This window comes from Streptomyces capoamus (assembly GCF_014654935.1).
GTDB classification, from domain to species: Bacteria; Actinomycetota; Actinomycetes; order Streptomycetales; family Streptomycetaceae; genus Streptomyces; species Streptomyces capoamus.
The window spans coordinates 1,933-16,389 of record NZ_BNBF01000043.1 but is presented as its reverse complement, the minus strand read 5'-3'; the positions used below and the strand labels follow the sequence as shown (position 1 = coordinate 16,389).

Here is a 14,457-nt window from a genome sequence, read left to right as displayed (position 1 = left end):
CGGGAGACACCGCAGTCGGTCGCCGAACTCGCCGCCGAACTCGACCTGCCGATCGGTGTGGTCCGCGTCCTCATCGGTGACCTGGTGCACGCGGACCTCGTCCACGTGACCCGGCCGGTCCCCCCGGCCGAGTTGCCGGACGAGAGCATCCTGCGCGACGTGATCAACGGCCTCCGGGCGCTGTGACCGGCGCGGCAGCGGGTGGTGACGTGACTGGCCGTCAGCTCCGGTCCGGCCGGGCCGGCACCTCCACCGGTTGCGGCGCCCGCGGCTCGGCCGACGCCGGTGCCGGCGACGTACTCCTCATCGCGAACCCCGGTGGCGGCGGCCGCGGCCGACCGTCGCCCGAACCCCATCGAGCAGGAGAAGAGACCGATGATCTTCGGGCGCTCTGAGCGCGGCAAGCCCCCGGTCGAGCCCGTCACGCTCAAGATCCTGGTGGCCGGCGGCTTCGGCGTGGGCAAGACGACCCTCGTCGGCGCGGTCAGCGAGATCAGGCCGCTGCGCACCGAGGAACTGCTCACCGAGGCCGGCCGCCCCGTCGACGACACCAGCGGTGTGGAGGGCAAGCACACCACCACGGTGGCCATGGACTTCGGCCGCATCACCCTGCGCGAGGACCTGGTGCTCTACCTCTTCGGCACGCCCGGGCAGGAACGGTTCTGGTTCATGTGGGACGAGCTGTCCGAGGGAGCGCTCGGCGCCGTCGTCCTCGCCGACACGCGCCGGCTGGAGGACTGCTTCGCCGCCGTCGACTACTTCGAGCGGCGTGCCATCCCCTTCCTCGTCGCCGTCAACTGCTTCGAGGGAGCCGCCCGCTACCCCGCCGAGTCCGTCCGCCAGGCCCTCGACCTGGACGGCGACGTGCCCGTCCTGCTGTGCGACGCCCGCGACCGGGAAGCGGTCAAGGAGGTGCTCATCGGAGTCGTCCGGCACGCGATGGAGTACGCGGCCGACCACCGCCAGGCCGTACCCGGCTGACCACTGCCAGGCCGTGCCCCGGCTGACCGTCGCCGGGCCGGCCCGGCAACCGGGTGGACGACCGGCGCACACGGCCCGTACCCCCGCCGACCGGGGTACGGGCCGTGATCCTGCGCCGGGCGCGCACGCGCGCGGGCGCCGACCCCTAGGCCCCGGGGCCCCCGTCCTCCGCCAGCCAGCCGAAGCTCCTCTCCACCGCCCTGCGCCAGTTGCGGTACTCGCGCTCGCGGACGGCCGCATCCATGGCGGGCGTCCACTCGGCGTCCTTCTGCCAGTGCGACGTCAGCTCGTCCAGGCCGTTCCACACCCCCGTGGCCAGTCCGGCCGCGCAGGCGGCACCCAGACAGGTAGTCTCCGCCACCCGCGGCCGGATCACCGGCACTCCCAGGACGTCCGCCTGGTGCTGCATGAGCAGGCTGTTCCCCGTCATCCCGCCGTCCACCTTCAGGGCCGTGACCGGCACCCCGGAGTCCTGGTACATCGCGTCCACCACCTCGCGGGTCTGCCAGCTGGTCGCCTCCAGCACCGCGCGCGCGAGATGGGCCTTCGTGACGTACCGTGTGAGGCCGGTGACGACCCCGCGCGCGTCGGAGCGCCAGTACGGCGCGAACAGACCCGAGAACGCCGGCACGATGTAGGCGCCGCCGTTGTCGTCGACACTCGCCGCCAGCGCCTCGATCTCGTCGGCGCTGCGGATGATCCCGAGCTGGTCGCGGAACCACTGGACCAGCGCGCCCGTGATCGCCACGGACCCCTCCAGGCAGTACACCGGCGCCTCCCCGCCGATCCTGTAGCCCACCGTCGTCAGCAGTCCGCTCTTGGACGGCACCGGCCGGTTGCCGGTGTTCAGCAGCAGGAAGCTGCCGGTGCCGTAGGTGTTCTTCGCCGTGCCGGCGTCATAGCAGGCCTGCCCGAACAAGGCGGCCTGCTGGTCGCCCAGCGCCGAGGCGACCGGCACCCCCGACAACTGCCCGACAGCGGTGCCGTACACCTCGGCGGAGGACCTGATCTCGGGGAGCACGGCCTCGGGCACGTTCAGCGCGGACAGGAGGGAGGGGTCCCACTGGAGGGTGTCCAGGTTCATCAGCATGGTGCGGCCGGCGTTGGTGACGTCGGTGACGTGGCGGCCGCCGTCGGTGCCGCCCGTGAGGTTCCAGATCAGCCAGGAGTCGATGGTGCCGAACGCGATCTCACCGCGTTCGGCCCGGCGCCGCAGACCGGGCACGTGGTCCAGCAGCCAGGCCACCTTGGGCCCCGAGAAGTAACTGGCCAACGGCAGCCCCGTCCGTTCCCGGAAACGGTCCTGCCCGTCGGCACCGCCCAGTTCGGCGCAGAGCGCGGCCGTCCGGGTGTCCTGCCAGACGAGCGCGTTGTGCACGGGCTTGCCGGTGGCGCGGTCCCACAGGACGGTGGTCTCCCGCTGGTTGGTGATGCCCAGGGCGCTGAGCCGGTCGGCGCGCAGTCCGGCCGCGGCGAGCGCCCCGGCCACCACGGCCTGCACCTTCGCCCAGATCTCGGAGGCGTCGTGCTCCACCCAGCCGGGCTTGGGGAAGATCTGCCGGTGCTCGCGCCGGTCGACGGCGACGATCGCGCCGCTGTGGTCGAAGACGATGCAGCGGCTGGACGTGGTGCCCTGGTCGATGGCGGCGACATACGTGTCGGCGGTGTCCGTCATGGCTGCCCCTGGGTCGCTGGGTCGCTGGGTCGGATCGCTGGTCGGAGGGCCGTGCGGGGATCGGGAACCGGGGGATCAGAAGGCCGCGTTGTAGAGCAGCCCGGCCAGCGCTCCGCCGATGAGCGGGCCGACGACCGGTATCCAGGCGTAACCCCAGTCGGAGCCGCCCTTGTTGGGGATCGGCAGGAAGGTGTGCACGAGGCGTGGGCCGAGGTCACGGGCCGGGTTGATGGCGTAGCCGGTGGGGCCGCCGAGGGAGAGGCCGATGCCGACGACGAGCAGGGAGACGATCAGCACGGTGATGCCGGATTCGCCGAGTCCCTTGGTGAGCCCGAAGGCGAGGACCGGCAGGACGAGGGCCACGGTCGCGATGATCTCGGTGACGAGATTGGCGACGGGGTCGCGGATCTCGGGGACGGTGGAGAACACGCCGAGCGTCGGCACGGGTTCGCCGCCGGGGCCGTCGGTGCCCGCCTCCGTGGGGACGTTGGCCCGGAACTGGGCGAGATACGCCAGGTACGCCAGTACGGCGCCGAGCATCGCGCCGACGATCTGCCCGAGCAGGTACACCCAGACCTTGCCCCACTTGCCGGTGTCCACGGCGATGCCGATGGTGACCGCGGGGTTGAGCTGGCCGCCCGACAGGGGAGCGGCGGTGTACGCGCCGGCGAGCACACCGAAGCCCCAGCCGAACGCGATCACGATCCAGCCGGAGGCCCGCGCCTTGGAGTGTCTGAGGGTGACCGCGGCGCACACGCCGGCGCCGAACAGGATCAGGATCGCGGTGCCGATGACCTCGCCGGTGAAGATGTCTCCGTCACTCATGGCGGCTCCCTTGACGCCGGTGCGGGGCGGCTCGGCCCCGGCCCTGTCGTGCAGGACGGTTCCCTTGGCGACTTCAGCCGAAGGCGGGGAGGGCCAGCGCCCCGCCCGGCGTCCGTGACGAGCGTGCCGTCGCAGCCGCATCGCCGGGGGAGCGGGCCGTGGAGCAGGCCGGACCCGTACCGCGGTGCCGGAAAACGCCGAGAATGTGCGGCGATGTCGGCCGACACCGGAAGTGTTCACCGGCGTACCGGGGGCGTCAAGGTTGCCGGCGCTGACGGTGACACGGGTCTTCCCCCGGCCCGGGCCTACGGATCCGGCCGACGGGCGGGTCCGCAGGGCCCGTTCACTAGCGTGGCTCGGCCACCGCGTGCCGGGCCCGCGCCGGGGTCGGCCCCGGGGTGCCGCGCCGGACCTCGTGGCCCGGCAGCCCCGCGCGCCCGAGGACCCAGCTCGCGCCGCCGAGCGCCTTGGCGGCCTTCTTCAGCGGAGCGAGCCGGGCGGCGGCCTGGTGGTGGTCGCCCACACTGCCGGGGCCGAACACGACGGTCGCAAGGGAGAGGGTGACCGGCCGCCCGCCCGCCGCCCAGGGCACGTCCAGCACGGCGGCCACCAGCGCTTCGAGTGCCTCCTCGTCGGCCAGCACCAGGAAGTCGTCGCCGCCGATGTGCCCCACGCGCGCGTGCCCGGCGACCGCCCGCTGCAGCGCGCGGCCCACCGCGCGGATCAGCTCGTCGCCCGCGGCGAATCCGGCACCGTCGTTGACCTGCTTGAAGTGGTCGATGTCCAGCCAGCTGAGCGCGAACGCCCGCCCGTCGGCGATCCGCCGGTCCACCTCGCCCAGGATCGCGTCCGAACCGGGCAGCCGGGTCAGCGGGTTGAGTCCGGCGGCCTCCTCGACCCGGCTCTCGGCCAGCGCCCGCACCAGGTCCGCCAGCCGCACGACCCCCACGCACCGGCCGTCCGCGTCGACCACGGCGACGTCGTCGGAGGTCCGGTCCCGGTCCCCGACCGCCACCACGTCCAGCACCTCCCACGCCGTCGCGTCGGCCCCGACCGTGCGGGGCGCGTCGCCCAGCTTGAAGGCCGGCCGGTCGGCGTACAGGGCATGTCCGTAGCGGCCCGACATCGACAGCAGGAAGCGCGAGCGGTGCACGGACCGGACGGGACGGCCGTACGGGTCCACCAGGAGCACCCCCGAGACGTCCGGTGAGCCGGTGAGCAGCGCCCGCACCTGTCCCGCGGAGGCGGTGAGCGGCAGCAGGGCGGCGGGCCGCACGAACTCCCGCACCGACGGTCCGGAGCGGGGCGCGGCGACGGCGCCGGGGGCCGTCTGCGGAACGTACACGTCCGCCGCGGGGATCCGGGCCGGGGGTCCGAACAGCTCGCCCTGGGCCAACTGCGCACCGGCCGACACGGCCCCCGCGCACTGGAGTTCCGTCTCCACGCCCTCCACCGCGACCAGCGCGCCCAGTTCCTCGCACAGCGTCCGCATCGCCCGCACCGCGGCCGGCCGGTCCAGCAGGGAGGCGTCGAGCTTGACCAGGTCGGGGGAGAGGTCGGTGAGCAGCCTGAGCGGTACGTCACCGTCGCCGACACCGTCCGCGCTGATCCGGAAGCCCTGCTCGCGCAGCGAGGCCACCGCCTCCAGCAGGGCCCGGTGGGGTACGTGGGTGCAGGGCGGGACGATGTCGAGCGTCACCTCCCAGGGCATGCGTCCGGTGGCGCGCACGGCGTCGTGCAGCGGGGTGAGACCGCCGAGGTCGGCGAGCGTGGCCGCGAACACGTTCAGGTGCAGCGGCAGCAGCGTCTCCCTGCGGGCCGCCGCCCGCAGCGCCAGCACGGCCAGGGCCGCGTCCAGTTCCGGATCGCGGCGGGCCTCGGCCAGGACGTCGCCGGTCTCCGGGCGTGCGAGTGTCTCCAGTGCGGCGACCGCGCCCGTCCTCAGGTTGACCACCGGCTGGAAGGCGAAGCGGAGAGTATCCGTCCAGGAGTGCACGGGAGCATGATGGCGCTGCCCGCGCACGCACAGGCGCAGTTCATGAGACGTTCACACAGGATTCCCGGGCGATCACGGAGCGTGGGCGCCGTCCGTCTCGCCCGTGGCGCGCGGGGGAGCGGACCGGCTTCGCTCACCGCACGGCGACCACCGCGGATCCGTGCCCGAACAGCCCCTGGTTGGCGGTGATGCCGACCCGTGCCCCGGCCACTTGGCGGTCACCCGCCGCGCCTCTCAACTGCCAGGTCAGCTCGCACACCTGGGCGATGGCCTGGGCCGGCACCGCCTCGCCGAAGGAGGCCAGCCCGCCGCTGGTGTTCACGGGTGTCCGGCCGCCGGGGGCGGTTGCGCCCTCCCGCAGCAGCTTCGCGCCCTCACCCTCGCCGCACAGCCCCAGATCCTCGTACCACTGCAACTCCAGCGCGGTCGACAGGTCGTACACCTCGGCCAGTGACAGGTCCTCGGGTCCGATGCCCGCCTCCTCGTAGGCGGCCCCGGCGATGGACGCCCTGAAGGTCTGTGCCGGGGGCGCCACCGCGACCGCGGAGTCCGTGGCGATGTCCGGCAGGTCCAGCACCGTGTTCGGGAAGCGGGGGGTCACCGTCGACACCGCCCGGATCCGCACCGGCCGGGTGGCACCGTGTCGGTGTGCGAAATCCAGGCTGGACAGCACCAGGGCGGCGCCGCCGTCGGAGGTGGCGCAGATGTCCAGCAGCCGCAGCGGATCCGCGACCACCGCGGAGGCGGCCACCTCCTCGGCGGTGACCCGCTTGCGGTACCGCGCGTACGGGTTGAGCGCCCCGAGCGCGGCGTTCTTCACCTTGACCAGCGCGAAGTCCTCCGGGGTGTCCCCGTGCACCGCCATCCGCCGGCGCGCGTACAGCCCGAAGTACGCCGGATTCGTCGCGCCCAGCAGGCGGAAGCGCAGCCAGTCCGGATCGTCGGGGCGGTCCCCGCCCGCGGGCCGGAGGAATCCCTTGGGCGCGGCGTCCGCACCCACCACGAGCACGACGTCCGCGAGGCCGGCGAGGATCTGCGCCCGCGCCGTGGTCACGGCCTGGGCCCCGGACGCGCACGCCGCGTACACGCTGGTCACCCTCGCTCCCTGCCAGCCCAGGGCCCGGGCGAACGTGGCTCCCGCGACATGCCCCGGATAGCCGCCGCGCACCGTGTCCGCGCCCACGACGGAGCCCACGTCCCGCCAGTGCAGGCCGGCGTCGGCGAGCGCCGCACGGGCCGCCGCCGTCCCGTACTCCACGAAGCTGCGGCCCCACTTGCCCCAGGGATGCATGCCCGCGCCGAGCACCGCCACGTCCGTCGTCACGCCGCCACCCCCGTCGGCCGCCAGTGCCAGACCGTCCAGACCGTCCGCGTGTCCCCGTCCTCCTGGAGCACACCGGGGACGACCCGCACCTCCATGCCCACCGTCAGTTCGGCGACGGTGACCCCGGGAGCCGCCTGCCCCAGCACCACGATCCGCTCGGCCTCCAGCTCCACAGCGATCAACGCGTACGGCTCCCAGGGAAGTTCCGGATCGCTCACGAAGGGTGACGGCGGACGGTACCGGCTGTCGGTGTACGACCAGATGCGTCCCCTCGGCGACAAGGGGACCTCCTCCAGCGTGCCGCCCGCGCAGTGCGGGTTGCGGCAGTGGACGTCCTCACGCGGGAAGAACACCGAGCCGCAGGCCGTGCAGCGGGTGCCCAGGAGCCGGAAATCGTCACCCTCTCCGGTGAACCAGCCGGCGACCGCCGGCTTGCGTGTGTACGGCAAGGTCCCCCCTCGCACAGATTCCCTGACGGGTCGTCAGGAGTGTGCCACGGCCCGTCGGAAATGGGCAGGGCGTTTCTGTGAACCGAACGGGCCCGCACGGCGTCGTGGTACACGAGGGGCGGCCGGGACCGACGGGGGTGATTCCGGCCGCCCCTCCCGATCGGCCCCTCCCGATCCGCCCGTTCCTGACAGGTCAGTTCCGGAACACATCCCTCCTCTGATCGGATACAGTCCGCGCGTGTCCGAAACTCAGCATCCACCTGTCAATTCGGCGCCGGACTCCCACTGTTCGAGCTGCGGAGCGCCCTATGGCGAGGGCGTTACCGGATGGCCGCGCACCTGTTCGTCCTGCGGAACCGTCGCCTACCGCAACCCCCTGCCGGTCGCGATCGCGCTCCAGCCCGTGTACGACACCCAGGGCACGGCCCTGGTCGTCATCACCCGGACCGTCGCCCCCGCGCGCGGAGGCACGGCCCTGCCCGGCGGTTACGTCGACCACCGCGAGGACTGGAAGCAGGCCGTCGTACGGGAACTCAAGGAAGAGACCGGCATCGACGCGGCCGCCCGCGACGTGCGGCTCGTCGACGCCATGAGCTCGCCCGACGGACACCTGCTGCTCTTCGGGCTGCTGCCGGAACGCCCGGCCGACGGACTGCCGCCCTCCGCCCCCACGGACGAGACCGAGGGCTGGCAGCTGCTGCGCAGACCCGAGGAACTGGCCTTCCCGCTGCACAGCGTGGCCGTCAGGGCGTGGTTCGAGGGCCGCTACGTGTGAGCCGGGCGGCTCACCCCAGCCCGCGCACGCGCACCGGGTAGGGCGGCTCGGCCACGCCGTCCTCCCGGTCCCGGGTGACCACCACCCGACCGCCCTGCCGGCGGGCCACGTAACGCTCGACCTCCGGTTCCTCCCAGCCGTCGCCCGCGTCGCGCACCACCAGACCGCCCCCGGTGCGCCCCCGCGCCGGCGCCCAGACCTCCAGCTCCAGCCCCCCGTCGGCGCCCCGCACGGGAATCACCGCACCCGCGCGCGCGAGCACCGGTATCCGGGCCAGGGGAGCGTCCAGGAGAACCTGGGCCGGCCCCTGGTGCACCTCCTCCGTCACCGTGTCGTACCAGCGGCCACGGGGCAGGCGCACCGCGCGCCGCCCGGCACCGGGATCCAGCACCGGTGCCACCAGCAGGCCGTCGCCCAGCAGGAACGTGTCCTCGCAGTCGCGCAGCGCCCGGTCCTCCGGCGCCCCCCACCACAGCGGCCGGACCCAGGGCGCCCCGGTCCGCCGGGCCACATGCGCCAGCGTCATGAAGTACGGCAGCAGCCGCCGGCGTTCGAGCAGCGCCACGCGCGCGTGCTCCAGCACCTCGGCACCGAACTCCCACGGCTCCCCGCAGCCCGCGTGGGTGCGCAACAGCGGCAGGTACGCGCCCAGCTGGAGCCACCGCAGGTACAGCTCCGGGGAGGGGCCGCCGCCGGTACCGCCCACGTCCGGCCCCGAGTACGGCACCCCGCACAGCCCGAGCCCCAGCACCAACGACAGCGACGCCCGCAGCCCCGGCCAGCCCGTCGCCACGTCCCCCGACCACGTGCCCCCGTACCGCTGCAGCCCCGCCCAGCCCGAGCGGGAGAACAGGAAGGGCCGTTCCCGGGGCGCCAGCTCGCGCAGCCCCTCGTAGGCGGCCCGGGCCATGCAGAGCGCGTACACGTTGTGCGCTTCCCGGTGGTCGCCGCCCCGCCCCTCCAGCGCGTGCCGTGCCGAACGCGGCAGCGTCGGCTCACCGAAGGCGCTGAACGAGGTCGGCTCGTTCGCGTCGTGCCAGAACCCCGCGACGCCCTGCCCCAGCAGCTCCTCGTACAGCCCGCCCCACCACTCACGCACGCGCGCGCTCGTGAAGTCCGGGAACACCGAGTCGCCGGCCCACCCGGCACCCTCCACGGTGCGGCCCTGCCCGTCGCGCACGAACGCGCCCACGGCCGCACCGCTCTCGTACACCGCACCGCCCGGCTCCACCCGCACCGCCGGGTCTACGACCGACACCAGCCGCACCCCGTCCCGGCGCAGCTCCTCCGCCAGCACCGGCAGCTTCGGGAAACGCTCCTGGTCGACCGTGAACACCCGGTGGCCGTCCTGGTGACCGGCGCCGAGGTGCACGGCGTCCAGCGGCAGCCCGCGCTCCTGGTGGTCCGCGACGATCCGGCGCACCCCCTCCTCGCCACCGGTGCCCCGGCCCGCGTGATGGTGGCCCAGCGCCCAGGCGGGCGGCACCGCCGGCGCACCGGTCAGCGCGGCCCACGTGAGCAGCACGCGCGCGGGCGTCCCCACCACCACCCAGCAGCGCAGCGGACCGCCGTCCATCCGCACCTCGCAGCTCCCCGCCCGGTCGTGCCCGGACCCGGCGCCCTCCTCGCCCTCGCGCAGGACGACCGTGCCGTCCCAGGTGGTGTCGTGGAACACCAGGTGCGTGCCGGCGTCCGCCACCACCAGCTGCACCGGCATCGTCAGGTACAGCGGATCGTCCCCGGGCCCGAACGCACGGCCGGGATCGGTGTTCCACAACCGGTACCCGCCGTCCCGCAGCCGGGGACCGGACGCACGCCCGCCCAGACCGAAGAACCGGGCGTCCGCCGGCACCTGTGACCGCTGCATCCACCGCGCCGCACCTCCGCCGACCGGCTCCCACCAGCGCGGCGGCAGCTCCCGGCGCAGCGTCACCCCACCCGGCGTGCACACCTCGACCGCGCCGTGCCGCGACACGACGACCGTCAGGCGCTCGGCCACCACCCGCCAGCCGCCCTCCTTGTCCGGCTCCAGCACCGCCCGCGCGTCCGGCTCCGGGCCGCTCCCCGCCAGCGCGTACGACGGCCGCGGGCCGGCCCCGTCCCAGCCCCAGAAGACCGCTCCGTTCGTCGCCACGACGATCCGCAGCTCCGAGCGGCCGAACCGGATCAGACCGCCCCCCGGGCCCGGCTCCACGCCCTGCACCTGCCCCGGCACCCGGGCCCGCTCGGGCCCCCGCCGCGGCAGACCGGCGGCGTCGATGCGCCTCCTGCGCCACGCCGCCCGCACGGTACGCAACCCGCGGGCCGCCCGCCCCGAACCGACCACACTCATCGAACGCACCAGGTCACGACCGTCCATGCTGCTCACCCTGCCACTGAGCGCCCCACGCGCGCGTCTCGTTCAACTGCCGTTCACCCGTGCCCGCGCCACATCTTCATGACATGGACTATGTGGAGTGCACCCTGGTGCAGAAGTCGATCACATGGCATCGTCCCTGTCAGCCGCGTCACGCGCACACCCCAGCCCGTGCGCGGACCGACGCCCACGACGCGCACAGCCCGGGAGCCTCCCATGTCGACCGCGAACCCCCAGCCGCTCTGGCAGCCCGATCCCCAGCGGATCGCCCAGGCCCGCATCACCCGGTTCCAGGCATGGGCCGCCGAGCACCACGGCGCCCCGGCCGAGGGCGGGTACCCGGCCCTGCACCGGTGGTCCGTCGACCAGCTGGACACCTTCTGGAAAGCCGTCACCGAGTGGTTCGACGTACGGTTCTCCACCCCCTACGCGCGCGTGCTGGGCGACCGCGCCATGCCCGGCGCCCAGTGGTTCCCCGGAGCCACCCTCAACTACGCCGAACACGCCCTGCGCGCCGCGGCCGACCGTGCGGACGAACCCGCCCTCCTCCACGTGGACGAGACCCACGAACCGCGCCCGGTGACCTGGTCCGCGCTGCGCCGCCAGGTGGGCTCCCTCGCCGTCGAACTGCGCGCCATGGGCGTACGCCCCGGCGACCGGGTCAGCGGCTACCTCCCCAACATCCCCGAGGCCGTCGTCGCCTTCCTCGCCGCGGCCGCCGTGGGCGCCGTCTGGACCTCGTGCGCCCCCGACTTCGGCGCCCGCAGCGTCCTGGACCGCTTCCAGCAGGTCGAACCCGTCGTCCTGTTCACCGTCGACGGCTACCGCTACGGCGGCAAGGAGCACGACCGCCGGGAGACCGTCGCCGAACTGCGGCGCGAGCTGCCCACCCTGCGGGCCGTCGTCCACGTCCCGCTGCTGGGCACCCGGGCCCCGGAGGGCGCCCTGGAGTGGTCGGCGCTGACGGCCGGGGACGCCGAGCCGGTCTTCGAGCAGGTCCCGTTCGACCACCCGCTGTGGGTGCTGTACTCCTCCGGCACCACCGGCCTGCCCAAGGCCATCGTCCAGTCCCAGGGCGGCATCCTGGTCGAACACCTCAAACAGCTCGGCCTGCACTGCGACCTCGGCCCCGACGACCGCTTCTTCTGGTACACCTCGACCGGCTGGATGATGTGGAACTTCCTCGTCTCCGGCCTGCTGACGGGCACCACGATCGTCCTGTACGACGGCAGCCCCGGCTACCCGGACACCGGCGCCCAGTGGCGGGTCGCCGAACGCACGGGAGCCACCCTCTACGGCACCTCCGCCGCCTACGTCATGGCCTGCCGCAAGGCCGGCGTCCACCCCGCCCGCGACCACGACCTCTCCGCCGTGAAGTGCGTCGCCACCACCGGCTCCCCGCTGCCGCCCGACGGCTTCCGCTGGCTGCACGACGAGTTCGCCGACAGCGGGGCCGACCTGTGGATCGCCTCCGTCAGCGGCGGCACGGACGTCTGCTCCTGCTTCGCCGGCGCCGTACCCACCCTCCCGGTGTACACCGGCGAACTCCAGGCCCCCGGCCTCGGCACCGACCTGCAGTCCTGGGACCCGAACGGCGAACCCCTCGTCGGCGAGGTCGGCGAACTGGTCGTCACCAACCCCATGCCGTCCATGCCGATCCACTTCTGGAACGACCCCGAAGGGCGCCGCTACCACGAGAGCTACTTCGACACCTACCCAGGCGCCTGGCGCCACGGCGACTGGATCACCGTCACCGCACGCGGCACCGTGATCATCCACGGGCGCTCCGACTCCACCCTCAACCGGCAGGGCGTCCGCATGGGCTCGGCCGACATCTACGAGGTCGTCGAGCGCCTGCCCGAGATCAAGGAATCCCTCGTCATCGGCATCGAACAGCCCGACGGCGGCTACTGGATGCCGCTGTTCGTGCACCTGGCCCCGGGCGCCGTCCTGGACGAGGCGCTCCTGAACCGCGTCAAGCAGGCCATCCGCGAACAGCTCTCACCGCGCCACGTCCCGGACGAGATCATCGAGGTACCCGGCATCCCGCACACCCTCACCGGCAAGCGCATCGAGGTCCCCGTCAAGCGCCTGCTGCAGGGCACCCCGCTGGAGAAGGCGGTCAACCCCGGCTCCATCGACGACCTCGCCCTGCTCGGCTTCTACGAGGAACTCGCCCGCAAGCGCGCCTGAGGCGAGCGAACCGTCACTGTCCGCACCTGTCCCCGACACTCCCGCACAAGCGGTGACCTGCGCAGACCCCCTCGCCACCCGCTCCGTCCCACCGGCGGCACCGCCATTGTCAGTGCCGCCGGTTACGGTGAGTGAGCACTGATCGACTGCGCATTGGGGGAATCATGGCGCACACCGACCACCAGACCATGCGACGCGTCCTGCGCCGCGAGATCGCCGGCACCGTTGGCGTACTCACCGACGACCACGACTTCCGCGCCATGCGGCGCTACCGCAGCTTCACCTTCGACGACCACGCGGCCTACCTCCGGAACCTGGAAACCGTGCTCAAGGCCCGCGCCGCCCAGGGCACCCACACCACACTCGCCCTGTTCGACCCCGAGGACTACGCCGCCTACTGCGCGGACACCGGCCTCGACCCCGACGCCCCGGCCAGCCGCGGTCGGTTCACCGCGGAACTCGCGGCAACCGGCCCCACCGTCCCCTACGACGGCCGCCCGCTCGCCGACCTCCTGCCCGCCCTCGTCGACGAAGCCGTCCGCCAGGCCACCTGGGAGTACGCCACCACGCTCCTGACCCGCCTCGGCCCCTGCCCGACCTGCGGGCAGGACATCGGCAGGGCATCCTTCACCCGCGCCTCCGCGCTCCTGGTCCGCATCCTCGACACCGCCCCACGCGGCGACCACCACCTCGTCTGCACCGTCGCCGGACCACCCGAGACCCTCGTCTCCGTCCTGCACACCGACCAGGACCCGCACGGAGAGACCCGCCTGGACGAGGCGGAGGCCCTGGAATTCACCAGCGTCCTCGCCCTCGGCCTCGCGACCCGCAGCCCCGGCGGACTCGTCATGCGCACCACCGCCACTGGCACGGCCGACCGCGTCTACGGCTGGCGGCTGCGCGCCGGCGCCCTCGAACCGCTGACCGCCTCCGAAGTGTTCGACGCCTACTGCACCGACGTCGAATCCGGCGACCCCATCCCGCCCGAGTCCGGCGTCGACTACGGCGAGCCCCCGGCCCTCGGGGAGGAGAGCACGGCACGGGACCACCACCACTGACGACCGCACCCGTACGGAAACGCCAGGGGCGCCCCACCCGAAGGCAGGGCGCCCCTGAACCCGGCACACCCGAGGGCACCGGACCGGACTACTCGCCGGACAGCACCGCCTGAGCCGCGCCGCGCGCCTCCTCGGCACTGTCCGCCGCCCGCGCCGCGGCCGCCGCCCGCTCGCACTGCGCCAGCGTGTACTTCGCCAGCGTGGCGCGCACATACGGAATCGACGCCGAACCCATGGACAGGGAGGTGACGCCCAGACCGGTCAGCACACAGGCCAGCAGCGGATCGGACGCGGCCTCGCCGCACACCCCGCAGCTCTTGCCCTCGGCCTTGGCCGCCTCGGCGGACAGCGCGACCAGGTCGAGCAGCGCCGGCTGCCACGGGTCCTGCAGCCGCGAGACCGCACCCACCTGACGGTCGGCCGCGAACGTGTACTGCGCGAGGTCGTTGGTCCCCAGCGACAGGAACTCGACCTCCTGCAGGATCGACCGCGCCCGCAGCGCGGCCGACGGGATCTCGACCATCGCCCCGAACTTGGCGCGCAGCCCCGCCTCCCGGCACGCGTCCGCGAAGGCCTTCGCGTCCCTGCGGTCCGCCACCATCGGCGCCATGACCTCGAGGTAGACGGGCAGCCCCTCGGCGGCCTTCGCCAGCGCCGTCAGCTGCGTGCGCAGCACCTCGGGGTGGTCGAGCAGCGTCCGCAGCCCCCGCACGCCCAGCGCGGGGTTCGGCTCGTCCGCCGGCGTCAGGAAGTCCAGCGGCTTGTCCGCACCCGCGTCCAGCACCCGCACGACCACACGGCCCTCGGGGAACGCCTCCAGCACCT

General features: G+C 73.6%; 12 protein-coding genes. 5 read left to right on the top strand and 7 right to left on the bottom strand.

Features of this window, described 5'->3' with window-relative positions; genetic code table 11:
- On the top strand, window positions 1-186 hold a 186-nt coding region (locus tag IE312_RS43420), incomplete at its 5' end, for a DUF742 domain-containing protein (protein ID WP_229900873.1).
- Between the two features lie 189 nt (window positions 187-375).
- Window positions 376-981: a GTP-binding protein gene (locus tag IE312_RS36485; RefSeq protein ID WP_189986618.1), complete on the top strand. Its 606-nt coding sequence runs from the start codon at window positions 376-378 to the stop codon at window positions 979-981.
- 145 nt (window positions 982-1,126) lie between these two features.
- Here IE312_RS36485 and glpK read toward each other — a convergent pair whose 3' ends face one another.
- From glpK to IE312_RS36460, 5 genes are all read right to left on the bottom strand, one after another.
- Window positions 1,127-2,656 (bottom strand): glycerol kinase GlpK, encoded by a 1,530-nt coding sequence (gene glpK, locus IE312_RS36480; protein ID WP_189986617.1) that lies wholly within the window; start codon window positions 2,654-2,656, stop codon window positions 1,127-1,129.
- Between the two features lie 75 nt (window positions 2,657-2,731).
- A complete protein-coding gene (locus IE312_RS36475; protein WP_189986616.1) occupies window positions 2,732-3,481 on the bottom strand; it encodes an MIP/aquaporin family protein in 750 nt (249 codons plus the stop codon).
- A 346-nt stretch (window positions 3,482-3,827) separates the two neighbouring features.
- Complete coding sequence (locus IE312_RS36470; protein ID WP_189986615.1) at window positions 3,828-5,477, bottom strand: GGDEF domain-containing protein; 1,650 nt, start codon at window positions 5,475-5,477, stop codon at window positions 3,828-3,830.
- 133 nt (window positions 5,478-5,610) lie between these two features.
- Entirely contained in the window at window positions 5,611-6,801 is a 1,191-nt protein-coding gene (locus tag IE312_RS36465) for a lipid-transfer protein (RefSeq protein WP_189986614.1), read from the bottom strand.
- Window positions 6,798-7,250, bottom strand: coding sequence for a Zn-ribbon domain-containing OB-fold protein (locus IE312_RS36460; RefSeq protein WP_189986613.1), 453 nt, complete (start codon window positions 7,248-7,250; stop codon window positions 6,798-6,800). Before IE312_RS36460 ends, IE312_RS36465 begins: the two co-directional genes overlap by 4 nt.
- Window positions 7,251-7,488: 238 nt before the next feature.
- Here IE312_RS36460 and IE312_RS36455 point away from each other — a divergent pair, with 238 nt between their 5' ends.
- Entirely contained in the window at window positions 7,489-8,025 is a 537-nt protein-coding gene (locus IE312_RS36455; protein ID WP_189986612.1) for an NUDIX domain-containing protein, read from the top strand.
- Between the two features lie 10 nt (window positions 8,026-8,035).
- Here IE312_RS36455 and IE312_RS36450 read toward each other — a convergent pair whose 3' ends face one another.
- Window positions 8,036-10,384: a glycoside hydrolase family 31 protein gene (locus IE312_RS36450; RefSeq protein WP_189986611.1), complete on the bottom strand. Its 2,349-nt coding sequence runs from the start codon at window positions 10,382-10,384 to the stop codon at window positions 8,036-8,038.
- Window positions 10,385-10,597: 213 nt separating this feature from the next.
- On the opposite strand from IE312_RS36450, the gene IE312_RS36445 reads away from it, so the two are divergent.
- A complete protein-coding gene (locus IE312_RS36445) occupies window positions 10,598-12,574 on the top strand; it encodes an acetoacetate--CoA ligase (RefSeq protein WP_189986610.1) in 1,977 nt (658 codons plus the stop codon).
- 164 nt (window positions 12,575-12,738) lie between these two features.
- Window positions 12,739-13,632, top strand: coding sequence for a DUF8829 domain-containing protein (locus IE312_RS36440; protein ID WP_189986609.1), 894 nt, complete (start codon window positions 12,739-12,741; stop codon window positions 13,630-13,632).
- Between the two features lie 88 nt (window positions 13,633-13,720).
- Here IE312_RS36440 and IE312_RS43415 read toward each other — a convergent pair.
- Window positions 13,721-14,457, bottom strand: a 737-nt coding sequence (locus tag IE312_RS43415; protein WP_306419868.1) for a putative PEP-binding protein, incomplete at its 5' end; no start/stop codon positions are given.